Origin of the sequence: Mesorhizobium sp. L-2-11, from assembly GCF_016756595.1 — a bacterium.
Lineage (GTDB): Bacteria > Pseudomonadota > Alphaproteobacteria > Rhizobiales > Rhizobiaceae > Mesorhizobium.
In genome coordinates this window covers 265,501-287,750 of record NZ_AP023258.1, presented here as the reverse complement: position 1 = coordinate 287,750, position 22,250 = coordinate 265,501, and the positions used below count along the sequence as shown (strand labels likewise).

23 protein-coding genes and 4 pseudogenes are annotated in these 22,250 nt (G+C 60.4%); 17 read left to right on the top strand and 10 right to left on the bottom strand.

Annotation, left to right across the window (positions count from 1 at the left end; all coding sequences use genetic code 11):
* The first annotated feature begins 136 nt into the window (after window positions 1–136).
* The 3 genes and pseudogenes from JG739_RS35160 to JG739_RS32820 form a co-directional block, all read left to right on the top strand.
* On the top strand, window positions 137–373 hold the full coding sequence (locus JG739_RS35160; RefSeq protein WP_210382769.1) for a hypothetical protein: 237 nt from the start codon (window positions 137–139) through the stop codon (window positions 371–373).
* A 379-nt stretch (window positions 374–752) separates the two neighbouring features.
* Entirely contained in the window at window positions 753–1,790 is a 1,038-nt protein-coding gene (locus JG739_RS32825) for a hypothetical protein (RefSeq protein ID WP_244750022.1), read from the top strand.
* Window positions 1,791–2,029: 239 nt separating this feature from the next.
* Window positions 2,030–2,172: pseudogene (locus JG739_RS32820) on the top strand (helix-turn-helix domain-containing protein); the annotation flags it as partial.
* Between the two features lie 55 nt (window positions 2,173–2,227).
* Here the strand turns inward: JG739_RS32820 and JG739_RS32815 are convergent.
* Both JG739_RS32815 and JG739_RS36295 read right to left on the bottom strand, forming a co-directional pair.
* On the bottom strand, window positions 2,228–2,929 hold the full coding sequence (locus JG739_RS32815; protein WP_199202916.1) for an IS6 family transposase: 702 nt from the start codon (window positions 2,927–2,929) through the stop codon (window positions 2,228–2,230).
* A 79-nt stretch (window positions 2,930–3,008) separates the two neighbouring features.
* A pseudogene (locus JG739_RS36295) lies at window positions 3,009–3,155 on the bottom strand (recombinase family protein); the annotation flags it as partial.
* A 101-nt stretch (window positions 3,156–3,256) separates the two neighbouring features.
* Between JG739_RS36295 and JG739_RS32810 the strand changes: the two are divergent.
* The 3 genes from JG739_RS32810 to JG739_RS32800 are packed head-to-tail and all read left to right on the top strand — an operon-like array spanning window position 3,257 to window position 4,207.
* A complete protein-coding gene (locus JG739_RS32810) occupies window positions 3,257–3,517 on the top strand; it encodes a type II toxin-antitoxin system ParD family antitoxin (protein ID WP_202367907.1) in 261 nt (86 codons plus the stop codon).
* Window positions 3,514–3,810, top strand: a complete 297-nt coding sequence (locus tag JG739_RS32805; protein ID WP_202367906.1) for a type II toxin-antitoxin system RelE/ParE family toxin — start codon at window positions 3,514–3,516, stop codon at window positions 3,808–3,810. Before JG739_RS32810 ends, JG739_RS32805 begins: the two co-directional genes overlap by 4 nt.
* A gap of 4 nt (window positions 3,811–3,814) precedes the next feature.
* Complete coding sequence (locus JG739_RS32800; RefSeq protein ID WP_202367905.1) at window positions 3,815–4,207, top strand: hypothetical protein; 393 nt, start codon at window positions 3,815–3,817, stop codon at window positions 4,205–4,207.
* Window positions 4,208–4,830: 623 nt separating this feature from the next.
* Here JG739_RS32800 and JG739_RS32795 read toward each other — a convergent pair.
* Window positions 4,831–5,235 (bottom strand): hypothetical protein, encoded by a 405-nt coding sequence (locus JG739_RS32795; RefSeq protein WP_244750021.1) that lies wholly within the window; start codon window positions 5,233–5,235, stop codon window positions 4,831–4,833.
* A 438-nt stretch (window positions 5,236–5,673) separates the two neighbouring features.
* Here JG739_RS32795 and parS point away from each other — a divergent pair, with 438 nt between their 5' ends.
* The 6 genes and pseudogenes from parS to JG739_RS35835 all read left to right on the top strand — a co-directional run.
* The gene (gene parS, locus JG739_RS32790) at window positions 5,674–6,153 is read left to right on the top strand and encodes a type II RES/Xre toxin-antitoxin system antitoxin (protein WP_202367919.1); all 480 of its coding nucleotides are present in this window, start codon (window positions 5,674–5,676) and stop codon (window positions 6,151–6,153) included.
* Complete coding sequence (locus JG739_RS32785) at window positions 6,150–6,662, top strand: RES family NAD+ phosphorylase (protein WP_202367904.1); 513 nt, start codon at window positions 6,150–6,152, stop codon at window positions 6,660–6,662. Before parS ends, JG739_RS32785 begins: the two co-directional genes overlap by 4 nt.
* A 239-nt stretch (window positions 6,663–6,901) precedes the next feature.
* The gene (locus JG739_RS32780; RefSeq protein ID WP_202367918.1) at window positions 6,902–7,495 is read left to right on the top strand and encodes a recombinase family protein; all 594 of its coding nucleotides are present in this window, start codon (window positions 6,902–6,904) and stop codon (window positions 7,493–7,495) included.
* Window positions 7,479–8,837, top strand: coding sequence for a hypothetical protein (locus JG739_RS32775; protein ID WP_202367903.1), 1,359 nt, complete (start codon window positions 7,479–7,481; stop codon window positions 8,835–8,837). Before JG739_RS32780 ends, JG739_RS32775 begins: the two co-directional genes overlap by 17 nt.
* Window positions 8,838–8,907: 70 nt before the next feature.
* Window positions 8,908–9,627 carry an SMC-Scp complex subunit ScpB gene (gene scpB, locus JG739_RS32770; protein ID WP_202367902.1) on the top strand — a complete coding sequence of 240 codons (720 nt, stop codon included), beginning with the start codon at window positions 8,908–8,910 and terminating at the stop codon, window positions 9,625–9,627.
* 536 nt (window positions 9,628–10,163) lie between these two features.
* Window positions 10,164–10,449 (top strand): annotated as a pseudogene (locus JG739_RS35835) (transposase); the annotation flags it as partial.
* A gap of 71 nt (window positions 10,450–10,520) precedes the next feature.
* On the opposite strand, the gene JG739_RS32760 reads toward JG739_RS35835, so the two are convergent.
* The 3 genes from JG739_RS32760 to JG739_RS32750 all read right to left on the bottom strand — a co-directional run bounded on the left by JG739_RS32760 (window position 10,521) and on the right by JG739_RS32750 (window position 12,497).
* Window positions 10,521–11,066 (bottom strand): fasciclin domain-containing protein, encoded by a 546-nt coding sequence (locus tag JG739_RS32760; protein ID WP_202367900.1) that lies wholly within the window; start codon window positions 11,064–11,066, stop codon window positions 10,521–10,523.
* Window positions 11,067–11,244: 178 nt separating this feature from the next.
* A complete protein-coding gene (locus JG739_RS32755) occupies window positions 11,245–11,961 on the bottom strand; it encodes an anti-sigma factor (protein ID WP_202367899.1) in 717 nt (238 codons plus the stop codon).
* On the bottom strand, window positions 11,958–12,497 hold the full coding sequence (locus JG739_RS32750; RefSeq protein WP_202367898.1) for a sigma-70 family RNA polymerase sigma factor: 540 nt from the start codon (window positions 12,495–12,497) through the stop codon (window positions 11,958–11,960). The genes JG739_RS32755 and JG739_RS32750 overlap by 4 nt, the downstream gene beginning before the upstream one ends.
* Before the next feature lie 308 nt (window positions 12,498–12,805).
* Between JG739_RS32750 and JG739_RS32745 the strand changes: the two genes are divergently transcribed.
* Window positions 12,806–13,285 (top strand): TspO/MBR family protein, encoded by a 480-nt coding sequence (locus JG739_RS32745; protein WP_202367897.1) that lies wholly within the window; start codon window positions 12,806–12,808, stop codon window positions 13,283–13,285.
* Between the two features lie 53 nt (window positions 13,286–13,338).
* Window positions 13,339–13,842: a hypothetical protein gene (locus tag JG739_RS35830; protein WP_244750020.1), complete on the top strand. Its 504-nt coding sequence runs from the start codon at window positions 13,339–13,341 to the stop codon at window positions 13,840–13,842.
* Window positions 13,843–14,067: 225 nt separating this feature from the next.
* Here the strand turns inward: JG739_RS35830 and JG739_RS32740 are convergent, their stop codons facing one another.
* From JG739_RS32740 to JG739_RS32730, 3 genes are all read right to left on the bottom strand, one after another.
* Window positions 14,068–15,150 (bottom strand): sensor histidine kinase, encoded by a 1,083-nt coding sequence (locus JG739_RS32740; RefSeq protein ID WP_202367896.1) that lies wholly within the window; start codon window positions 15,148–15,150, stop codon window positions 14,068–14,070.
* Between the two features lie 95 nt (window positions 15,151–15,245).
* Window positions 15,246–16,289, bottom strand: coding sequence for a sensor histidine kinase (locus tag JG739_RS32735; protein ID WP_202367895.1), 1,044 nt, complete (start codon window positions 16,287–16,289; stop codon window positions 15,246–15,248).
* Between the two features lie 4 nt (window positions 16,290–16,293).
* Window positions 16,294–17,736 (bottom strand): ATPase domain-containing protein, encoded by a 1,443-nt coding sequence (locus tag JG739_RS32730; RefSeq protein WP_244750027.1) that lies wholly within the window; start codon window positions 17,734–17,736, stop codon window positions 16,294–16,296.
* A 192-nt stretch (window positions 17,737–17,928) separates the two neighbouring features.
* Between JG739_RS32730 and JG739_RS32725 the strand changes: the two are divergent.
* From JG739_RS32725 to JG739_RS32715, 3 genes and pseudogenes are all read left to right on the top strand, one after another.
* Window positions 17,929–18,200 (top strand): annotated as a pseudogene (locus tag JG739_RS32725) (transposase); the annotation flags it as partial.
* Between the two features lie 181 nt (window positions 18,201–18,381).
* Window positions 18,382–19,263 (top strand): tyrosine-type recombinase/integrase, encoded by an 882-nt coding sequence (locus tag JG739_RS32720; RefSeq protein ID WP_202367893.1) that lies wholly within the window; start codon window positions 18,382–18,384, stop codon window positions 19,261–19,263.
* 10 nt (window positions 19,264–19,273) lie between these two features.
* Window positions 19,274–20,473 (top strand): IS91 family transposase, encoded by a 1,200-nt coding sequence (locus JG739_RS32715; RefSeq protein ID WP_202367892.1) that lies wholly within the window; start codon window positions 19,274–19,276, stop codon window positions 20,471–20,473.
* Window positions 20,474–21,259: 786 nt separating this feature from the next.
* Here JG739_RS32715 and JG739_RS32710 read toward each other — a convergent pair.
* Window positions 21,260–22,228 (bottom strand): SphA family protein, encoded by a 969-nt coding sequence (locus tag JG739_RS32710; RefSeq protein WP_202367891.1) that lies wholly within the window; start codon window positions 22,226–22,228, stop codon window positions 21,260–21,262.
* Window positions 22,229–22,250 lie beyond the last annotated feature (22 nt).

Genomic DNA, 22,250 nt, shown 5'->3' with positions numbered 1-22,250 from the left:
CTCCCGCTCGCGGTTCGGCCGCCGCGCGTCCTCCTCCTCAAGCGTCGGGATCGGCGCGATACTGCAATGGCGCTTCTCGCCGCGCAGCCAGCCGAGAAAGGCGCGCATCAGAAGCTCGGTGTCGAGACGATCGGTCTTGGCGCGCCGTGTGCTCGCGCGACACCGCAACGCTAGCGGGGTGGATGGCGCAAGCCTCGATACCGCGCGCTCGCAGCCAGCACGCCAGCCAGAATCCGTCGCCGGCCGCCTCATAGGCGACGGCGATCCGCTTGATCTGGCGCCCGGTCCGGCCGGCTTCGTCGCGCCAGCGCTGCAGCAACTTCAACAGCGATGGTGCGTCGGCATCGATCTTCTCGAAGGGTACGGCGCTTGAAACCCGGAACAAGCGAGGCAATCAGCCACTTCGCCTTGCTCATTTCGATGACGGCGACGATCGTGTTATCCTGTTCGAGAGCGGTAAGGGGCCGGCTCGTGTCAAAAGATTGCGACATGGGGCGCCTCCTTTTGATGGTGGTTTTGACAGCGCCGAAGGATGCCACACCCTCGCCGCTCGCCCCATAGCATCCACTGGCAGCCGACAAAGGGACCTACTTTGCGGGTTTGCGCGGGCTACAGAGATGAAATCATGCGCTTTCGGTTTCCGAAACTCCCCTGACTAGTCTGCCGGAGCATATAGGAATATCGATTTGGCATGGTGAAGGGCGGCTGATGGGCAGTAAACATCAGCACTTGTGTGACAAGGAGAGACGCCGATGGGGAACACAGGACGGCCGGGTGCTAGCAATACCTCCGAACAAGGCTACCAGCGGCTGAGCCGCGGTGAGATCCCCTTGGAGGAGGAGGACTTTAGCTGGATCCGAGCCCTAACCGGCTCGGCGGAGTCCTCTTCCGGTGATTCCATGAATTTCGCCCCCTCGGCATTCCGCGAAGCGGCGCTGAAACATAACCTGCAAGCATGGGCCGAAGAGGAGGAGCAGGGCGAGGCTGAGGACCGGCGAGAGGCGGTGACGCGAATCGAAGCATGGCTGGAGAATCGCCGTGGCTGGCTGGACCTGACATCGCTGGCCTTGACCGCGCTCCCCCCCCTGCCCGTCGGTCTCCGGCGGCTCAACACCAGCGACAACGAGCTGACCAGATTGCCTGAGCTTCTTCCGGCCGGGCTTGAGAGGCTAACCGCCGCCGGGAACCGGCTGACCAGGCTGCCTGAGGTTCTTCCGGCCGCGCTCGAGAGGCTGACCGCCGGCGACAATCAGCTGACCAGGCTGCCCAACACGCTTCCGCCCGGGCTCAAAAGCCTCGACGCGAACAATAACCGCCTGACGAGCCTGCCTGATACGCTTCCGCCCGGGCTTGAAGTCCTCGCTGTCAACAATAACGAGCTCGCTCAGCTGCCGGAGACTCTCCCGCCGAATCTCAGAAAGCTTTACGCCAACAAAAATGAGCTCACGGAGCTGCCAGAGGTTCTTCCGCCGCAACTCAGAGAGCTTTGCGCCAGCCACAATGAACTGACACGCCTGCCCGAGAACCTCCCGGTTGGGATGGAGAGGCTCGAGGTCCCCAACAATGCACTGACCCATTTACCCCCCCGCCTCCCGACCGGGCTTCGAGCGCTCAACGTGGGTTCGAACGAGCTGAAAGGGCTTGGCAACGCTGAGACCGCCTTACCTTACATCCTAGAGCGGCTGAGCTCCGAGTGCGAAGTTGAGCTGTCTAAAAACCAAATCTCGGAGCGGATGCGGACGCACCTGATGGAAAGAAGCGGCGCGAAGTTTCCGAGGATCCGTATGTGAATTCTCCACCGCTTGTCGGTGGGTTACGGCTCAAAGCCGGATCGGTCCGCCGTTCGGCGGACTTGGCGTGAAGTCACGCACGTTGAAGTCGTCGTCGAGCTCTGGCGGCGTCTGGTTCTTAATGGGTAAAAGTTTAAACTTTATCTGACAGACGGTGTCCTAGGCTGAAGCTTGAGCCGAGGCCGGGCGCAGAGTGGTCCGGGCTCGCAGCGCCCGGCCTCGGCGTTAGAAAGACTGACATGACCAAGGATCAAAAGATCACCAAGGTGGGGCTGCTGGAGCTGGCCAAACAGCTCGGCAATGTCAGCAGGCCTGCAAGATGATGGGCTATTCGCGCGACAGCTTCTACCGCTTCAAGGAGCTTTACGAGACCGGCGGCGAACGGTTCTGTTGCAAATTTTTGTTGAACTGAAGCAAGAAGAGATGGCGGGCGGTGCTTATGCGGCGGCGAGGATATCGAACTGCTCGGCCAATGACGGATTTGGGTTGAAGGCGAACCTCGCCTGTCGTTTGCGCATCATGTGAAGCATTTCGATGCCGTCGAGGATGATGCTTGCGGCTGCGGGAGATTTGAAGCCGAGCATCGGCCGAACACGGCGCTTGATCCGCCGATGGTCCTGCTCGATCCGGTTGTTCAAGTATTGGCTTTGGCGGATTCGGATCGGCTTCGGTCGGCGCCTGCAGCGATCCTGCAATCGATGTGTCGTATCGCAGGAAACGATCGCCTCCTGGTTGGTCTGGCTACCATCGATGACGACACGATCGGGACGCCCATGGCGCTCCAGCGCTTTCCTGAAGAAACGCTTGGCCGCCGGCAAATCCCGATGTTCGCTGAAATAGAATTCGACCGTGTCGCCGACGCTGTCGATAGCGCGGTAGAGATACATCCACTGCCCTCGGACCTTGATGTAGGTTTCATCAACATGCCATTTGCCGGTCGCTGCGCGCTTGCGCCGGTTGAAGCGCTCCAGCAGCAAGGGCGAGAAGTGAACAACCCAGCGATGGATCGTCGAATGATCAACGCTAATGCCACGCTGGGCCATCATCTCCTTCAAATCGCGCAGGCTCAGTCCATATGCCAGATACCAGCGAACGCACACCAGGATGACCGATCGGTCGAAATGCCGGCCTCTGAACATCACAAACCTCCTAAAAAAATGTCGGAGGTCACTTGCCAGACAACCCGTAACGAAAAAGTTTGCAACAGAACCCGTAGGACTGCATGACGGTTTCCAACTCCGTGCGGCATGATCGAGATGCGCCCGATCCAGTCTCAGAGCGTGTGATATCGCACTCCGCTGCTTTCAGGCGGGTAATTTGGATGTCGAGATCCTGGTCCGTGGTGCCGACCTGGGGTGTACCCAAATGTGATCGGCGGAACGAGTGGACATGAAGCGGTGTGACCCGATATTGATAATAGTTGATAAACAAACTATCTTGAGCGTAAATCCGAAGGAGGATTCAACATGATCAGTGCCGATCTGGGTAAGCAACTCGAAAGCTACATCCAGCAGCTCGTCGATGCGGGCCGCTATGGCTCGAAAAGTGAAGTGCTGCGCGAAGGGGTACGGTTGATTCAAGATCGTGAGACACGCCTCGCCGCCCTCGATGCCTCAATCATGCGTGGCATTGCCGATGCTGACGCAGGGCGAACCCATGCTGCTAAGGATGTTTTCAGCGAACTGCGGGAACGCTACAAAGCCATGCTGCCGGATTCGGCCGAATGAAAGTCCGCTTTACGACCGAAGCCAAGGCGGATTTGCTGCAGATCGGTGATTACATTGCGAAGGGCAACCCGCATCGGGCCTTGTCTTTCGTCGATGAACTGGAACAAAAATGCCAGACGATAGCAACGTCCCCAAAAGCCTTCCCTTTGGTGCCTCGATATGAACGGCACGGTATTCGCCGCAGGGTTCATGGCAGTTACCTGATTTTCTATCGTGCCGAAGCTGAGCAAGTGGTCATCCTGCACGTGCTCCATGGTGCAACGGACTATGCCGCTGTACTGTTTGAGGACTAAGCCAATGACGATAGACTCCAACCGTCAAGATTTTTCTGACTTGCCGCCGGGAGACAAAATGGGCTTTGCAGTTCCGAAAACACCGACCCATTCGCTCATGCTTTTGAACAGCTTCATGCGGACCGACATGCTGCAACACATCCATTGGCGCCTTCATGAAATGAGGGATGAGGACGGGCCCGGTTCGCCGTTGCATCATATGGCGGAAAGCCTCGAACAGGTTATCGGCACCTGGGACGGCATCAATTTGTTCGACCGTATTACCCGCAACCAATTTCACATCGATCCAGATTACGAGTTTCGGCCGGAGCAGGATTACCTCCACGACATCAGGCTGATGAAGCATCACCTCAAATGCCACAGAAAAGCGATCAAGGAACTGGGCTGCTGGCGCTGACCCGCTGAGCTGTGAAATCCCTTATGTAGGTTTTCTGTTCTGTTGCGTTGCTACTCAGATCCCACTGGGTCCTGTTCCCGCATCCAGCTGGCCGAATTCGCAGGTTCGAGCCGATCAGGCCAAGCAAGCAGGCGGTCCTCTACAAAGGCGACATGAAAAGGGATTGGTTCGCGTTGCAGCCGAAGCCGGGGCGAACATCGCTGGCCTCCTCGGTCGCAATCCTTGACCACCAGGCTGCGGCCGCTGGAATGTTTCCGGCCGCTCCCATCATCGCCTTTTCACCGTCATCCACAGAGCGCGTCCTCCAGCGAGAGCGCCTCGGCTTGCTCAGCCTCCGCCAGCCCACCCCCGGCAATCGGAGCGGTTGTGGTTTCGCCGGTCGCAGCGGTCCGGCGAGGAGACCGCTTCGCCGAGTTTGGCGTTCACCTGAGCGTGCTTTCGCTCTGTCGCGCCGACCGCTGACGGCGAGGAGACCATGATGTTGAACTTCCTCTGGGGCGACCCGCAATGAGCGGGAGGTACCGACAGAGCAAGCGGCCGGCAGCCCTGCCGCTATCGGCTGCCAAACAGCATGCGCTACTGCAAGACAGTGCGCCCGGCTAATTGCGTGGGGCCCGGAGCGCTCATCCTAATGTCGTCGCGAGCCGCTCATCCGGCGTCATGCGCGTTGCAAACACATCCCGGATCTCCGGGTCGGCTCGTGACAGCATGGTTCGCCAGTCGACGACGTCGCGGGTGGTTGTCACCAACCCATTGCCGACATCATAGGTGACGCAGGGCTTCTCGGCCATTGCAAGGTGCAGCACGTTGAGGACGGTGCCGGGGCTCGTCCCGTTCCAGATCATCAGACCGTAGTCGGCGCGCCGGACCATTTCGCGGTCCTTCTCCGCCTGTGCAGCGAAGCCATGGGCGCCTTTCGGCGGAGGAACAGTATAGACGGCCCAATCACCGAGATTGTTTCGCGGTTGATTGCCAGCGCAAAAGACGCCGACATGTTCGTAGCCGTGCCCGCCGAGCAAAGCCTGCACTTCCGTGTCGGCGCCGGGTGCATCGCCGACGAGAACGCCGTGTTCGGCCCGCCACGATCACGGCGATGCGATCCACCACCGGGTCGGGCAGATCGACAACGTCGCGTGAACCGCCAATGAAAATCATTGCCATGGTGTCTCTCTTTCTCTCGACCCCCCCCTGCCTCTCTCCAGCCTCCCTCTCCTCGCGCGACAAGCGGCATAACGGATGCGCAGCCACGCTCGTAAGCGCGAGGCTCACCAGGTTTCTCAAACCGCCGTTCGGATCTCCGCGCGACTCCTTTTGACCGACACAGGCATGGCTTTGATTTAATCCTCGTAGCATCTGACGAAGCCATGTGGCGCGACACGCCGTGCCACGCGATCAATCCTTGAAAAGCTGTGCGTCAACTGTCATATTGAAAGGCGACAAGTGACGTATTGAGGTGATGCCATGGTATCGCAGCCGAGAACATAGCTCCGCAAAGTGGTGTCGGAGACCTGCAGAAGGTCGCGGACCTGTTGGGCGGCGCCCGCGTCCTGTCGCGCCGCGTGACCAGCGCGCTCGACGCTCATGAGCTGCTGTTGCATGGGTTGCCGACCTCGGCGCTGGATTACCTCGTCGGGCGGCTGGTGTTCATTCACAAAGCCGACTCGCTCGAAAAGGCCGTCGGCATGAGCATACGCACCTATCAGCGGCGCAAGGATAGACCCGCGAAGCCACTCAGCCAGGAGCAGAGTGGGCGGACGTGGAAATTCGCCGAGATCCTCGCCAAGGCGACGGACGTGCTGGGGTCGCAGGCTGAGGCGGAACAGTGGCTTGAGCGCCCGGCGATCGGTCTGGACCAGCGGCGGCCAATCGATCTTCTGGCCACGCCTGCCGGCGTCGAGCTAGTCGAGGATCACCTCGAAAGGCTCGAATACGGCGTTTATGCATGACGCCGCTGCCGGCGGCGCTCGGTGGCACGGAGGTCCTCGTCTGGCGTCTCGATCAAAGCCGCTTCGGGCCGACCTGGGACAGCGGTGAAGGCGCCTATCGTGTCGGCGGGCGGTGGAACAGCAAGGGCGTGCGCGCCGTCTATTGTTCCATCGATCCCTCGACCGCGATTCTCGAAGTGGCGGTCCATAAGGGCTTCAGAACGCTCGACACAGTCGCGCATGTGATGACGGCGGTCGTCATAACCGCGACAGCGGACGTTGATGTCGTCAATCCTGGCGCGGTTCCCAATCCCAACTGGCTGCGTCCGGGCATTCCCAGTGCCGGGCAGCAAGCGTTCGGCGACGATCTTCTGCGGCGTCATCGCTTCGTGGCGATCCCGAGCGCTGTTTCCACGCATAGCTGGAACCTTGTCTTTGTCGCGAGTGTCGCGGCAGGCGCTTATGCGCTGAAGCTACAAGAGCCGTTTGCGCTCGATACGCGCCTGCGTCCACCGGCAACATCATGCTGAGGATGTGGATATATTGAGAAACATTGACTGCGCTTACCGGACGATGGCAAAACGCCATGCGGATGTTCCGCAGTAGTCGACTGCCGGGCTCTGGCTTGACCCATTTCAGGCCGTCCTGCTCACATGCGGGCATTTTCAAAACCATCAACGCAGTCCAGATTCACGTTTGAAAGGATTTTCACCTTGATTCGTCACGGGAGTTGGCGGGCTTGCGCAAACGACCGTTTTCGAAAGGAACCATGGTGCTGATCGGCTATGCCCGCGTGAGCAAGGGGGACGACCAGTCGAACAAGGCGCAAGCCAAGGCTCTCGCCGATGCAGGTTGCAAGCGCATCTTCAAGGAAGAAGCGTCTGGCGGTCGCTGGGAACGGCCTGAATTACACAGGATGCTTGATCACTTGAGGCAGGGCGACACCGTTGTCGTCTGGAAGCTCGACCGCCTGTCACGCTCGCTCAAGGACGTACTGCATATCATGGAGCGGATCGAGACCGCCGGTGCCGGATTCCGCTCTCTGACTGAGGCGATCGATACAACGACGCCGGCAGGGCGCATGATGATGCAGATGGTCGGTTCCTTCGCCGAATTCGAGCGCGCCATGATCCGCGAACGCACCTGCGCCGGGTTGGCCTTGGCGCGATCCGAGGGCAGGATCGGCGGCCGCCGCAAGAAGCTCAATCCAAAGAAACGGCTGGAAATCGCCGAGAGTGTCTTGTCCGGACGCAAGTCAGCCGCTGAAATGGCGCGGCTCTACGAAGTCAGCCAGCCAACGGTATCGAGAATTATAGCCGAGCACAGACGGAAGGTGGGAAAAGGCCATGCCCAACAGCCATGACCTCAAGGGTCTGATGAAGTTCCTCTCCCGCGACGAATGGCGTGATTGTTTCGAAGACACTCTCGACGATCATTTCGGGCCGGTTCTCGACGCCAGCAACATGGAGTTCGATGATCTGGCCGAGATGCTCGGCGATCATTGGGCAATGACGCTTTGGGGCTGCGCCTTCGAGGATTTCCTCACTCAGGATTTCGACGTCGAGGGCGGCAATATCGCTGACGACTATCTGAAGCGGCGCGGTTGGAAGGAAGGCGCCCAGGCAAAAGCTTATATGAAGGCGCTCCGGACGTCGGTCATGAGCCTCTACGAAGTCAGCGACATCGTGTCGGGCAAATCCCTGATGGCCCGCGATCTCATCCGCGGTGGTGATCCTGTCCTGGTCAGCGAGGGCACTGCCACGAAGACATTGCAGCAATGGGACAGGGTTGCGGCCAGAGTCGTTCCCGTTGCGGGCAAGAACATCATTGGCGGAGGATTGCTACCGTTCACACCGGAAGCTTCCGACGCGCTGTTCGATGGTTTGCGGGCGATCTTTGGCAAGGGTCGGTCCAAAAAACTGCCCGTACCAACAAACGAAGAACTTCAACAGGCCGCGCCGGTATTTACCCTCTCATGGCTGTTCGACACCCTGGACCGGACGATGCGGATGGAGCAGACCACCTTCGAGAATGGCGACGGTGACGCAATCATCTTCCACGATGTCCGCTTTCCGCTGGCATCCGGGATCACCCCGAAAGAAATCACCGCCCAGTTGAAGACAGTCCCGGCTCTGCGACAGGAGAACGCGAAATTCTGGAACTGGCTTGGCGACATCCCGAAGGGAAGGCTCAAGGCCGGCAAATCTGGAAACCTCGCATGGGACACTTCCATGGAGGACGGCGCGCGGGTGCTGGGCAATGTGGAACTGAAGGGCCGCTTCCTGCACCTGTCGACCAATTCCGCCGCCCGAGCCGAAAAAGGAACGGCGCTGATGCAGGGGGCGCTGAACGATCTGGTTGGAAAGCCGCTCACCGAAATCCGTACCGTCGAGCAAATGATGGCCGAAAGGCCCGTCCACAAGGATACGGCTCGTCCGGAGCTGCCACCCGAGATCGCCACAAAAGTCGTTCATGAGTTTTTGGACAAGCAGTATCGCGAAACCCTCGATCAGCCCGTCGGAATGCTGGGTAATATTTCCCCGCGCGAGGCCATCAAAACCGCCAAGGGTCGCGAGAAGGCCGCCGAATGGCTCAAATATCTTGAAAACCGTTCTTCAAGCCAGCCTGACCCCAACGATCCCATGGCGACCTATGATTTCCAGTGGATCTGGACCGAACTCGGTATCGAAAATCTTCGCCGATAATCGCTACCGTATATCTGTGTCCCTATAATGTACTGGAGCCACCACGTTCCGCATCTACGGGCTGTAGTCGATGGGGGAGGGGGTGCGCGCGAGACGGGGAAGAGGCCGATCGGATGAGCGTCGATCAGGCGACCGCCTGTTCGACAGGGAACTCGACCACCTGCCCCCGGAGGTTCGCTGGCGCGAATGGATGAACCGCGTCGAGGCGACCATCTTCGCGGCCAGCGAGCCGGTGACACGCAGTGTCCTCACGCGTGTGGTTGGGCGAGAATGCAATCTCGATCTCCTCATCGACGACATCCGCGCCGAGCTCGCCGGCCGCCCCTACGACCTCGTCGCGGTCGCCGGCGGTTTTCGGCACCTGACGCGGCCGGCCTACGCCGACGCCATTCGCAGTGCATTTGGCACGGCCGTCGGCGCCGGTGAGCGCGGCATAGACCTGTCGCAGTCGGAGGTGCTGGTGCTGATGTGCATTGCCTATTTCCAGCCGATCACGCGCGGCGAGCTCTCCGCATTCTTCGGCAAGGAAATCAGCCGCGATCTGATCGGCACGCTGCGCGGCCAAAACTTCATCGCCTCCGGGCCGCGCAGCCCGACGCCGGGCGCGCCCTACACCTATGTGACGACCAAACAGTTCCTGCTGCAGTTCGGGTTCAATTCGCTGCGCGACCTGCCCGACGCCGAGGCGCTCGAGGACGCAGGCTTGCTTTCGAAGGAAAAGATGCTGGCGGGAGACTTGCCGGGGGCGCTCGACGATCCAGCCGGCGATGAGGACGTTGAAACTGGGTAGAGCAGCTCGTCAGTTTTGAATTTCGGCTTTGTGGCGTCTTTTGCCATTCGCTGAAGCGGCTCGAGCGGCCTGGTCGCGCCAGGAGTTGCCATTCCCGACGCTTCTCCGGACCGGACGTTCACGCCCCGGAAGGTGTCGACCCCTTGCAGACGTCCGCGGCAATGCAAGCTAACGAACGCCATGCGGGACAAAGCTGTCGCTCGATCACAGAAGCCCACCGCGATGAGAGGCGCGTTTGCTATTCCACGGGCTCGGCTTTGGGAAAGGTCCAGCTTCCGTTAAGGATTTCCGGCCGGGGCCGGTACAGGCGACCAGGTGGGCCTCAGACGCTTCAGAAGAGAATTGTAGTCGATGGCCCGTCGCAGTTCCAGCATCATCGCTTGGTTGGTGCCGTCGCTCCAGGCGATCGACCGTGCTATCAGTGCCCTCCAACGGATCGACGACGTGGCACGACGCTTGTCGACACTGGTGCCGCCAACGGTGGCATCTATTGGGAGATTCGTCGGATCGATGCTACCTCGAAACCATCTTGGTCCCCGGCCCTGAAACCGGGTGACATCGTGGTGATGGACAACCTACCGCCCACAAGGTCGAGGGCGTGCGCAAGCGCATCACCGACGCCGGCGCCGAACTGCGCTTGCTGCCGGCCTATTCGCCCGACTTCAATCCCATCGAAATGGCCTTTTCCCAGCTCAAGGCACATCTGAGAAGGGCCGCCGAACGAACCATCCCCGCCCCTCTGGGACCGTATCGGACAATCCCTTAGCCACCCCTCAAACCTGCGCGAACTACTTCGCCGACGCCGGATATGCCCCATGTTAAGCGGGCAGTGCTCTAATATCGATCACCCGACGCTTGGCGCCCGGTGATCGATATCCCGCGACGGCTCGGAGCTACATCTTCGGGAGAAGAACCTTATCGATCACATGGATGACGCCGTTGGACTGGTCGACGTCGGCGATGGTGACGTTGGCAACGTTGCCGTTCTCGTCCTCGACCATCAATTTGTCGCCTTCGTACTTGGCGGTCCAGGTGCAACCGCCCACGGTCTTGACCGGGTGAGCGCCCTTGTCGTCGTCGACCATCTTCATGATGTCCTTGCCGAAGGCTTCCGCGCCGACGACATGGCAGGTCAGGATATTGCTCAGTTGATCCTTGTTCTCCGGCTTCAGCAGCGTTTCGACCGTGCCGGCCGGCAGCGCTTCGAAGGCGGCGTTGGTCGGCGCGAAGACGGTGAACGGGCCGGGGCCCTGCAGCGTCTCGACGAGGCCGGCCGCCTTCACGGCTGCGACCAACGTGGTGTGGTCCTTGGAATTGACCGCGTTCTCGACGATGTTCTTGTCGGCCAGCATGGGCGCGCCGCCGACCATGGGGTTTTCGGCATAGGCGGCGGTGGCGAGCACGGAAAGGGCGGCGACACCGATAAGATATTTGCTCATGTGAAGAACTCCTGGTTTGGATCCCGCAATCGGGGGACCCAGGGAGATACGGACGCTGCATGCGGAAGTTTCAGACGGGGAAGAAAATTTCTGATTGCTAAAGATGCGGTCTGGAGCGCACCTAGTCAGAAACGTTTCTGCTCTAACCTGCAGAGCCAACCCTGCGGTCCTGCAATTGTCAGATGCTGTTCAGATCGCCGGCCGCCACCACCGGTCCGGTCGGCTGTCCGGTCGGCGAGCCGCCGGCTGGCTCCAGGCTGATGGCCAACTGAGCGCCGGCCTCGATCTTGTCTAGAACGGCGTCTGCGACAGCCAGATGGACCCGTTGCCCTTCTGGAATGACGCCAAGCGACTGCGGCGGATTGCTGCCCTCAATCACCCACAGTTCAAAATCACGCCCTTCTGGGCGCGCGCCCGTTACATGCGAAAGTCCGACATCCTGACTCCGCGCGTCATAAATCACGAAATAGTGCACGTCGGATTCATTCGGAGCCAGCGATGCGACGTAACGTTCTGAGGAGACTTCCGCCTGCGGCGACAGATAGGGAACGGCGACGTAAAGCGCTAGGGCGGCGAGCGAGGCGATAGCCAGGCCACGCCACAGCGCAAGGCTCGACCACCAGGAGACGCCGCCGGCTTGAACCCGGTTCCCGGCATACAGCCGTCGGTCAATCGCTGCCTTAACCGAAGCTGGCGGCTCGGCCTCCGAATAAGCCTCGGCCATCGGTGAAAGCCGGACCTCCCACTGGTCGACGAGGCGCGCGAAACGCGGCTCGGCGTCGATGCGCCGGGCCGCTGCCTCCCGCTCCGCCGCCGGCAGGACGCCGAGAACATATTCGGCGGCGATCATCTCGTCTCTGCCGGGTTCCGGTCCATTATCGTCGGCGATGCTCATCGCTCGAGGCATTCCCTCAGTTTCAACAAGCTGCGGCGCAGCCATGTTCGCATTGTGTTGAGCGGCACGCCATGGCGCTCCGCCAGTTCGGCATAGCTTTTCCCGGACAGATAGGCGCCCCGCACGGCGGCCGCGCGGTCCGGCTCCAGTTCATCGAGACAGCGATGAATCCGCTCGCTTTCCCTGCCCGCCAACGCCATCGCTTCGGGCCCGGGCGTCGGATCCGCTATGTCCAAGGCGGCGTCAACGTCGAGGGCCGGCGGCCGGCGCGAGCGGATGCGGTCGATCGAATGATTGCGCGCGATGGCCACCAGCCACGAAATCGGACTCAGCTCCGAAACCGCGAAGCGGTCGGCCTTCGTCCAAATCTTGACGAACACCTCCTGCAGCGCCTCCTCGGCCTCGGCACGATCGTTCAAGACACGCAGGCATACGCCGAAAAGTTTCGCGCTGGTCTGCCGGTAAAGCAGATCGAACGCCGCGCGATCCCCCATCGAGGTACGGACGATCAACTTGGTAATGTCCTGCGGCGTCATCGTCCGACACGTTATGAGTTTGGGAATGATTTGCAACCGGATGAGTTTCCGTCGGGCTTTGGATTTGAAATGCGCTGAGCGGGCTTCTGTCATCGTCCATTTACCAGTGCAGTTCAGCTAATCCCCCCACGGGATCGACACCGCGCCCCGCCGAGGGACAACGTTGGCCAGCAGTTCAGGGAAGTGGCCCGTCGCCGACGGATTCCCTAGCAGCTTGTTTTGCCCTGCAATGATGGTGGTATCATCCAGCGGTGAAACTTTGCCGGACCCCGCGCCGTTACTGCGTCACGTGAACGGCGAGGGACCTTATGACGCATGACGCAACAACCACTTTGCTTCTCGTACTCACAGCTACCGCGCCGGTAGCAGCCGCCGCCATTGCCGGCAATCTTGCAACCGTCCCCAATATCCCGACCTGGTATGTTCACCTGGCAAAGCCTTCGTTCAACCCGCCAAATTGGGTTTTCGCGCCGGTCTGGACGACATTGTACCTGATGATGGCGTACGCGTTTTACCGCGTCCTCAGCTCAGGCTCCGACGGGATGAGCTTCGCGGTAGCGATTTTCCTGATCCAGATTGCCTTGAACGCGGCGTGGTCTTGGGTGTTCTTTTCCTTCCACAGTCCTCGCGGCGGGCTGGTCGTTATAGCAGCGCTCTGGCTGGCAATCATTCTTACCATCGTCGTTTTTTGGCAGATCGACCGCACCGCTTCTGTGTTGCTCGCTCCCTACTTGGTGTGGGTCAGCTTCGCGGCAGCTCTGAACTGGGAGATTGATCGGCTAAACTGACCGGTCGTGACCAAAAAAGCCGCGGAAGACATGAAAAGGACGGTATTTCAGAGATGCGAATAATCGAGGTAAATGACAAAATGCAAAGAGGCTACCGCTATGCCCTTTCGGCCCCCGCTGGGGCCGATTTTGATCCCGGGTTCAAGCCCGACCTGACGCCCGGCCAAATGCTTCGTCTGGGCGTCTTTGGCGGTAAATACATGACAGACACAAGATCGGAATTCCCGGAGGAATGGTTCGCGGGAGCGAAATTATCGCCCGGCAAGCGAAACCCCACTCTCAACTGTTTCGGAGCAGACGCGAGTCAGCCACTCTCCGTTTGGAGGGCGAAGGGATGGATCAACCCTGATGATCCTCGTGGGTGGTTCCAGTGGTACTGCCGATACTACTTGGGGCGCCGCCTACCGGGAGAGGACGCGCGGCAAATTGGGCGGTGGAAGGCGATGCGGCGGCACGTTGCACAGATTATTTCCAACTGCGAGCGCTTGGACGTGTGGTGCCGCAGACGCCAGCGCCAGGCACTGCTTCACTGGGCTTACGACAGTCGAACGTTATGATTGACTACAAGCCCACGGCGGGGTGGCCCCGAAACTTAACGGTGGCAGCTCATGACATTTCGGCGCACAGTTCGAGGGGCGAGCGTCACGGCGCCCGCAGTCGATTGGGTTCGAAGCCGCCTAGGGTGACATCTGCCGTTCGAAGCCGAACGTCTTGCCGTTCTTTACGGTCTTGATGACTCCGGACCGAACAGCGTTCCCGGTTGAGCGTGCTCCAAGACCTGTTCAGCCGGCGACGGCAGCCGACCGCTTGAAGATGATAGTCACCTTGGTTCCCTCACCGACGGCTGAGGTGACGTCGAACTGCGCCTTGGCATTTTCTGTCAGCGACCGCGCGATGAGGGCTCCGAGTTTGCCGGGTGCGGGCCATGTTACACCCTCAGGCAGGCCAATGCCGTCGTCGGCGATCTCGACCCGACAACCGTTGCTGTCAACCACGCTGCGCAGCGTGATTGTCCCACCCTCCCGACCTTTGAAGGCATGCTTCAGGGCGTTGGTGAGAAGCTCGTTCACAACCAGTCCTGTCGGCATGGCGACATTTATCGAAACCGGATAGGTGTCGACCTTCATGTCGAGGCGGATGCCCTCCCCCGCGTGAGAGGTCATGACGGCGGAGGCTATCTGGCTCAGATAGACGCCCAAATCGATCTCGTCCTTGTGATCTTCGCCAGAGAGCGCCTGATACAGGATCGCGAGTGCCTCAACGCGCCCTGCCAGCCGTTCGAAGCGCTCCTGGTCCGGCCCGACCGCGTTCCGAGTTTCCATTCGGATGAGCGCAGTGATCATTTGCAGGTTGTTCTTGACCCTGTGCTGAAGCTCGCGCAGGAGCGTATCCTTCTCCCGGATTCGCTCCTCAATGGACGCTTTGTCCGCATCGCTATGGGCAGACACGTCAACCAGGGCGACAAGTCGGAAGCACAGCTTGTCGTCGTCGTCCTCGATGACATTCGAGTAAACATCTACGATCGCTGAATCTGAGGCTTTGCGCTCAAGGCGGAAGGTTCCTACGAAGTCGGTTTGCGCGACGATCGCTTCGTCGATCCGCCGATCGAAGGGCGCATTCACCGCCTTCCCGGAAAGCCCCTGCCAATTCTCCTGCTCAAGGCGAGCGGCGGTGAGCCCGGAAAGCTTCTCAAACTCTGGATTGGCGTAGACCACCGTCTCCCCATCCCTCAGATCCGATGCCGCAATGGCGATAGGAACTTGGTCGAGGAACTTCTTGAACTGTTCGCTCTCTAGCGCCGTCGCGAGTTCGGGAGTGTCGAGCAACTGTTCGACCGGCTCGTGTCTCTCTTCGTCAGATGTCATCCGTAGCGCCAAGTCCTTTCACATGTACAACAGCAGCACCAAGTGAAGTTATACGCCCGCCATCTGATCAAGGCTACAAGTCCTGGCAGCTGAATTCAGGAGTAGGACGGCACAAGCCGCGTGTCCCGCAGTGGAAACTCCATGGTGAAACGCAAGCCGCCTGGATCGTAGCAGAGCTGGATCTTTGCGTCGCATTGCACCGCCACGACCTTCTCCAGCAACGTCGTTCCAAACCCACTGTGCCGGGGCGGCTCCACCCTTGGTCCGTCGCGCTCCTGCCAGTCAAGATTGACAACCCGCGTCGAACCGGTGCCTGTCAACTGCCAATGCACTTCGAGCCGACCATGCGGAAGCGAGAGCGCGCCGAACTTGGCCGAATTCGACGCTAGTTCATGGAACGCCATTCCGACCGGGATTGCAATGTCGGCGACAAGCGCAACGTCCGGCCCGTCAATGACAATGCGCGGCCGGTCGAGCGTCTCGTAATGCAGCAACTCCCTGTGCAGCAGTTTTTGCAGCGACGCCGTTTGCCAGTAGTCGTCCGTCAGGATCGAATGCGTATCGGCCAGCGACACGATCCTGGCCGAAAAATTACGCATGAAATCGTCTGCGCTTTGGCTTGACCGGGCAGTGGCACCCATCATGGCCCGAACATTGGACAGCGTATTCTTGACGCGGTGGTGAAGTTCCCTGATCAGCAGCTTCTGGCGATCCGCGAGTTCCTGCATTTGCTCGATGTAAGTCCTGACTTCAAGCTGACGCGACCGGGCACGCAGCGCTGCACGGACTGAATTGACCAAGCTCGACGCCAGGAACGGCCTCTCTAGAACGATCAGGTATCGGTCGAGGAACGCCAGTCGCTTGTCGTATTCTGCCCCCCTCATGACCAGGAGAACTATTGGGAAATCAGACCAGGCTGGCTGATTTGAGATCCAGCTGGCAAATGCGCCCCGGTCCGAGGTCGTCAGGCCCTCTTCGGCAACGACCAGGCACTGGGCGCTATCGAGAAGGGGCAGAACCTCTTCGAGGTTTGCGCAAATCCGCGTTTTGACAAGCGCCTTGCCGAGGATCGAGGCCACGATGACGGCGTCCCGCCCAACTGGCGCGAGCACAAGCACTGCCGGCTCTTCCGGATTCATTTCTCTATCCGCTGAGCAGGTCGGAGTGTTTGCCTTCGAAAACCGGTGCGCCAGTCAGGATGCCGCGGAACTCGTCGAGCGGCTCGCCGACCGCGACCCCTTCGGCGCTGATCCTGAACTCCCGAATGGTGTCCTCGTGCGCGCCCACGCGCTTCTTGATCACTGAGATCGCCCGCCTCACACGGCCAGCGTTTTCGAAGAAGCGCAGCAACAGCACCGCATCGCACAGGTAGGTGAGATCGACGGGCGCCGCCATCTGGCCAACAAGGCCATGATTGGCGAGCAGAAGAATCGTGACGACGCTCTTCTGATTAAGATACGTCAAGATCTCATGCATCTGGAGAACGAGATGTTGCTCTTCCGACATCGAGTTCAGGTAGCCGGTCAGGCTGTCGACGATGACAATCCTGGTACCTGACCGCTCCACGGCTGACTGGATCCGCGACGACAATTCGCCGGCGGAGATCTCCGCCGGGTCAATCTTGTCCAAAAGCAGCATGCCGCTCTTCCAAAAGGGGTCGAGCGTCATGTTCAAGCTAGCAGCTCTGTCGAGGAAGATTCGTCTCGTCTCGTCAAAGAGCAGAACGAGCACTCGCTCCCCACGATTGAGGGCTGCATGAGCATAGGAACTGGCAATCGTCGATTTGCCAACCCCCGAGGGTCCCATCAACAGGGTGCTTGTGCCGCGCTCCAGACCGTTGCCTAGCAATGCGTCGACCCCATTGCCACTGAGCGCGGGAGGCCCCCCCGCGGTCTGGTCGTGATCGCCTGCGACCAAGCGCGGGAACACTTCAACGCCGCCTGGCCGTATGACGAAGTCATGGTAGCCGCCCCTGAGTTCCACGCCGCGCATCTTGATAAGCCGAAGGCGCCGTCGCTCACCGCCATAGATCGGCGTCACCTGCTCCATGCGGATAACACCGTGGGTTATCGAATGAAGGTTGAGATCGTCATGCTCCGCCGTCAGGTCGTCGAGCAGCAAGACCGTAGCATTGTTCAGGAGAAAAAAGCTCTTGAGCGCCAACACCTGCCGGCGATAGCGAAGCGACCCCTGCGACAGCAGCCGGATCTCGGACAAGGAATCGAACACCACTCTGTCCGGCTTGACCCGTTCTATTTCCGCCAGGGCCGCAGTGACCGTTTCGCCGAGTTCCAGATCGGAGGAATGGACGACCGTCTGCAACTGCGACGGATCAAGGCTGAGTTCGGGGGGCACCAGCTCGAATATATCCACGCCCTTCAGATCCCATCCGTGCCTGCCGGCCACAGACAGCAATTCCCGCCTGCTTTCCGAAAGCGTGATGTAGAGGCACTTCTCGCCGAGCGAAGCTCCGTTGATGAGGAACTGGAGCCCGAGCGTGGTCTTGCCCGACCCAGGCCGTCCTTCGATAAGGTGGGAGCGAAATTTTGCGTAGCCGCCGCGAAGGATATAGTCGAGGCCGGCCACACCCGAAGTAACTGGTGCCGCGTCTTGTGTTGTGTTCACAATGCCCCCATCGTCGGTTTTGTGCCCCGCGATAACGGCTGCGGTCTTGAATCGTTCCCACCTTACGCCTCCGCTAGGGCCATCGATCACTGCTGCGCACTCCAGGTAGAGGATGTTAGCTCCTTCCCTCGAAAAGAGGCACATGTGCGGGAGCTGCTCGGCGATCCCAAGCACCTGGGCGCCGAGATCGGCTTCTTCGCCGTGCTCACACCTGGGGCCAGAACCTGCTACATCATCCGCATCTGCATTGCGTCGTCACCGGCGGAGGCTTGTCTCGCAACGGCCATCGGTGGATCGCCTGCAAGCCCGGCTTCTTCCTCCCGGTCCGGGTTCTCTCGCGCCTGTTCCGACGATTGTTCCTGGAACATCTTGAGAAAGCCTTCGACGCCGGCCAGTTGAAGTTCTTCTTCGGCTTATGTCGAGTTCAACATAAGCCGAATTGGACTAACCCGCTCCGCGATCGCGGAGCGGCAAGGAGGGTGTGTGCCGACAGCGTGGTCTTGATCGCGTCGTCTGTCGCGTTGGTCATGTGTCCACAACAAGCTCCGACTGCGTCAGCATGGAGTGGCTGCTTGCAGCCCATTCCATCCGACAAAGGAGCTTGTCATGACCCAACTTCGCCAGCGCATGAGCGAGGACATGGAGGTGCGCAACTTCGCGCTCAACACCCAGCTGTCGTATCTGCAGCAGGTGTCGCTGTTCGCCCGCTATTTTAGCAAGTCGCCGGACTTGCTCGGGCGCGAGGACATTCGGACCTATCAGGTCTATCTGATCAACGAGAAGAAGCTGGCGCCCGGCTCGATCCACATCGCCATTGCGGCGCTGCGCTTTCTCTACAAGGTGACGCTCGAAAGGGACTGGGCGCTTGAAGAGGTCCTGCCGCTTCCCAAGAAGCCGCAGAAGCTGCCGATCATCCTCAGTCCCGACGAAGTTCAGCGGTTCCTCGGTTGCGTCCTCGACGTCAAACACCACGCCATCCTGACCACTTGCTATGCCGCCGGCTTGCGCATCTCGGAAGCGGTTCGGCTGAAGCCCACGGGCATCGACAGCCAGAGAATGGTCATCCGCGTCGAGCAGGGCAAAGGCCAGAAGGACCGCTACGTGATGCTGTCGCCCAAGCTGCTGGAGATCCTGCGCAACTATTGGAAGGTGCGCCGGCCAAAGGCGTGGCTCTTCCCCGGCGATCGTGCCGACCAGCCGATCACCAGGGATGCGGTGGGACACGCCTGCGCGAAAGCGCGCGACCGCTCCGGCTTGTCCAAACCGGTCACGCCCCACAGTTTGCGACACGCCTTCGCCGTCCATCTGTTGGAGGCCGGCGCCGACGTGCGCACCATTCAACTCTTGCTCGGTCACCGCAGCCTCGCGACCACCGCCCATTACCTGCGGATTGCCACCAACAAAGTCTGCGCCACATCGAGCCCTTTTGAGCTCTTACCGCGTCCGGCGCCCATCCTGCCGCCACCCGCCAAGCCTCAGTACTTCTGAGCTCGCGCCGATGGCCCGCTCGGGGCCGGAAGTGGCGGATATCTTCCGCTACTACGGCGAAGCCTATCGCGAGCAGCATGACGCGTCGCTGTCGACCGCCCAGCGCCGCGTCATGACGGCGATCGAACTGTGCCGGACCGCCGCGCTCGGCGGGCACGTCGAAGCGTGCGATCACTGCGGTCATAGCCGCATTGCGTTCAACAGCTGCCGCGATCGCCATTGCCCGAAGTGCCAGTCGCTGGCCCGCGCGCAATGGCTGGAGGATCGTCGCGCTGAACTTCTCGACACACAGTACTTTCACGTCGTCTTCACGCTGCCCGGCGACATTGCCGCCATCGCTTATCAGAACAAGGCGCTCGTCTACGGCCTGCTCTTCCGTGCCGCCGCCGAGACCCTGCGCACCATTGCTGCCGACCCCAAGCACCTGGGCGCCGAGATCGGCTTCTTCGCCGTGCTGCACACCTGGGGCCAGAACCTGCTCCATCATCCGCACCTGCATTGCGTCGTCGCCGGCGGCGGCCTGTCTTCCGACGGCAATCGATGGATCGCCTGCAAGCCCGGCTTCTTCTTGCCCGTCCGGGTGCTCTCACGCCTGTTCCGACGATTGTTCCTGGAACATCTGAAGAAAGCCTTCGACGCCAACCAGTTGCAGTTTTTCTCTGGCCTGCAGCACCTGAGCGAGCGCGACGCCTTCCGGCGTTATTTGGCGCCGCTACGAAAGGCTGAGTGGGTCGTCTTTGCCAAGCCGCCTTTCGCCGGACCCGAACAGGTGCTCGACTATGTCGGGCGCTATACGCACCGCGTCGCCATCTCCAACAACCGTCTCATCGACATCGAGGACAACGCCGTTCGTTTCCGCTGGAAGGACTACCGGCACGGCAATCGGCAAAAGGTCATGACCGTTGCGGCCGACGAGTTCATTCGCCGCTTCTTGTTGCACGTCCTGCCCGACGGCTTCCATCGCATCCGCTACTACGGCTTTCTCGGCAATCGTTACCGCGCGCAAAAGCTCGCCCACTGCCGCGACCTGCTCGGCATGCCGGTTCCCGAGCCGTCGGATGGCTCATCCGAAAGGGACTACCGCGACCGCTACGAGGATCTCACCGGTCATTGCCTCAGGCAATGCCCGGCCTGTCGTCAAGGCCAGATGATCATCGTCGAAATCTTCGACGGCGCCACTGGACCCCGGCCATACTGGGATACATCATGAAAGAACCGCTCCGCTTTCGCCGTCACCGCATCGCACGAGCCGTTCGGCCCGACAACCGAGCCGGTCCCGCGAAGCTGCGCGCCGTCACCCCCGGCTGCCTCTGTCGGCAGGGCGCGACACCGGTCCTCACTTTGCCGCAACCCATATCCGTGCCGCTTCGGCGCACGCGACCCTTGCAATCGCGGCCTCCGCGACGGCATCCCCAAACCACACGACGCCTGTTCATGGGCACCGCCTCGATTGAACGCCCATAGCGGCCACCCGTGCCGGCGGCTTAGTCCAACACGTTTTTAGCTCACCGCCGCGATCGGCCTCAGTACGCTCTCGCCACCCGCCTTTCTGCGCGACGCCAAGCTAAAAACGCTCTGCACTATGTCGAGCACAGGATTATGTAGAGCCGCCGGCCTGCTGCTTCTAAATTTAAGGCATTGGGCAGGTTTCTCTCAACATAACCGGCATGCTTTTTCAAATGCAGAAAGAAGAGGAGCACGCAGATGAAAAGTGACATGACGCTTGCTGCTCCTCACGCTTCTGCCTGTGAAAAAGTCGAAGAATGTTGACTTCCGGGCCTACATCTTCGTCGACTGGAACGAGCAACGAGCGCAATTTCCCGACATTCGCGACGCTCTCCGGAGGGGACATTCGCGCCGCGCCGAAATCGAACCGGCACAACCATGGGAGCTAGTGGCCAGTCAACTTCATCGCTGGATGCCGCTCGGTCTGCCCATTGTCTCCCAAGGGGCTAACTCGTCAGACGCAATGCGGGGCATCGTGGCGTTGGGCAGCTTATTCCCTCTTCGCTGCAGCAGGCGACAGGGCGAATCCCGCCCAGAAGTTCCAGCCCTCCGTCCTGTTTTCAGCGGCGAACTCCCAGTAGGCTTTCACGTTGAGCGCACCCTGCATTTTGTCGCCGACCGGGAAGAGGTAGCCGACCTGCGGGCCGATGCCCGCGACGCGAGACTTGAAATCGCCAAGGATGGCGCCGGCGCCACTGTCTCCGGTCAGTTGCTGGTAATAATAACCGGCAGCGCCGACGAAGAACTGCTCGCTGAGGAACTTCGAAGCCCCCCAGTCGATATGCATGTCGATGCCGTTCTGATAATCGGTGTCGGGGTTCTCGAAATTGTAGGTGAAGCCGAGCACCGCCGAAGCCTCGTAGCCGGTGGCCGGATTGAAATAGGTGTAGCCGCCGCCAGCATCTATCGCGCCGTGCCCGATGCCAAGGTTTGCCAGCCGATCCGGATCATAGGCGCCGACGGGAATGTCTCCCATGACGTAGGTCATGAAGTTGTTGACGCCTTGGTTCCATTTCAGCGTGGCCGATGGATAGAGGTCGCCGAAACCGGTGACGGAATCGCTCGCGCTGCCGGAAATCGGTACGCCTCCTGGACCCGTCAGCACGGCATCAACGCTTGCCTCGCTGTAGCCTCCTGCCGTCAAAACACTCAGCGTCAACTGGGCGCCATCGAGGACCGGCGTTTCGAACGTATAGCTTGGCCCGAACACAATGATGTCAGCCCTCCCACCCAGGCCCACATCGACCTCGCCGCCGCGCGGGAATTGCTGATCGGCGCCGGCTTCGACCGAGCTGTGATAATAAATGGTCGCCCATGACCAACCGGGCGTCGCTGGCGTCGCGGCAAAGCTGCCGTACTGACCGGGAAGCCAGAAGCTTATGCCGTTCTCATCGGCATAGGCGTCCGCTGGCAGCACAACAAAACCCGCCAGCGCGGCAATCAGAATTCGGCGATACATTCAACCCCTCCATTCGTTTTTT

Coding starts and splice junctions, on each gene's coding strand:
- JG739_RS32740 (WP_202367896.1), bottom strand. CDS start 15,150: ATGACATCTGACGAAGAGAGACACGAGCCGGTCGAACAGTTGCTCGAC.
- JG739_RS32800 (WP_202367905.1), top strand. CDS start 3,815: ATGACGATAGACTCCAACCGTCAAGATTTTTCTGACTTGCCGCCGGGA.
- JG739_RS32755 (WP_202367899.1), bottom strand. CDS start 11,961: ATGAGCATCGCCGACGATAATGGACCGGAACCCGGCAGAGACGAGATG.
- JG739_RS32785 (WP_202367904.1), top strand. CDS start 6,150: ATGACGCCGCTGCCGGCGGCGCTCGGTGGCACGGAGGTCCTCGTCTGG.
- JG739_RS32710 (WP_202367891.1), bottom strand. CDS start 22,228: ATGTATCGCCGAATTCTGATTGCCGCGCTGGCGGGTTTTGTTGTGCTG.
- JG739_RS32735 (WP_202367895.1), bottom strand. CDS start 16,289: ATGAATCCGGAAGAGCCGGCAGTGCTTGTGCTCGCGCCAGTTGGGCGG.
- JG739_RS32825 (WP_244750022.1), top strand. CDS start 753: ATGGGGAACACAGGACGGCCGGGTGCTAGCAATACCTCCGAACAAGGC.
- JG739_RS32815 (WP_199202916.1), bottom strand. CDS start 2,929: ATGTTCAGAGGCCGGCATTTCGACCGATCGGTCATCCTGGTGTGCGTT.
- JG739_RS32775 (WP_202367903.1), top strand. CDS start 7,479: ATGCCCAACAGCCATGACCTCAAGGGTCTGATGAAGTTCCTCTCCCGC.
- JG739_RS32715 (WP_202367892.1), top strand. CDS start 19,274: ATGGCCCGCTCGGGGCCGGAAGTGGCGGATATCTTCCGCTACTACGGC.
- JG739_RS35830 (WP_244750020.1), top strand. CDS start 13,339: ATGCGAATAATCGAGGTAAATGACAAAATGCAAAGAGGCTACCGCTAT.
- JG739_RS32780 (WP_202367918.1), top strand. CDS start 6,902: ATGGTGCTGATCGGCTATGCCCGCGTGAGCAAGGGGGACGACCAGTCG.
- JG739_RS32720 (WP_202367893.1), top strand. CDS start 18,382: ATGACCCAACTTCGCCAGCGCATGAGCGAGGACATGGAGGTGCGCAAC.
- JG739_RS32805 (WP_202367906.1), top strand. CDS start 3,514: ATGAAAGTCCGCTTTACGACCGAAGCCAAGGCGGATTTGCTGCAGATC.
- JG739_RS32745 (WP_202367897.1), top strand. CDS start 12,806: ATGACGCATGACGCAACAACCACTTTGCTTCTCGTACTCACAGCTACC.
- JG739_RS32750 (WP_202367898.1), bottom strand. CDS start 12,497: ATGACGCCGCAGGACATTACCAAGTTGATCGTCCGTACCTCGATGGGG.
- JG739_RS32810 (WP_202367907.1), top strand. CDS start 3,257: ATGATCAGTGCCGATCTGGGTAAGCAACTCGAAAGCTACATCCAGCAG.
- JG739_RS32760 (WP_202367900.1), bottom strand. CDS start 11,066: ATGAGCAAATATCTTATCGGTGTCGCCGCCCTTTCCGTGCTCGCCACC.
- scpB (WP_202367902.1), top strand. CDS start 8,908: ATGGGGGAGGGGGTGCGCGCGAGACGGGGAAGAGGCCGATCGGATGAG.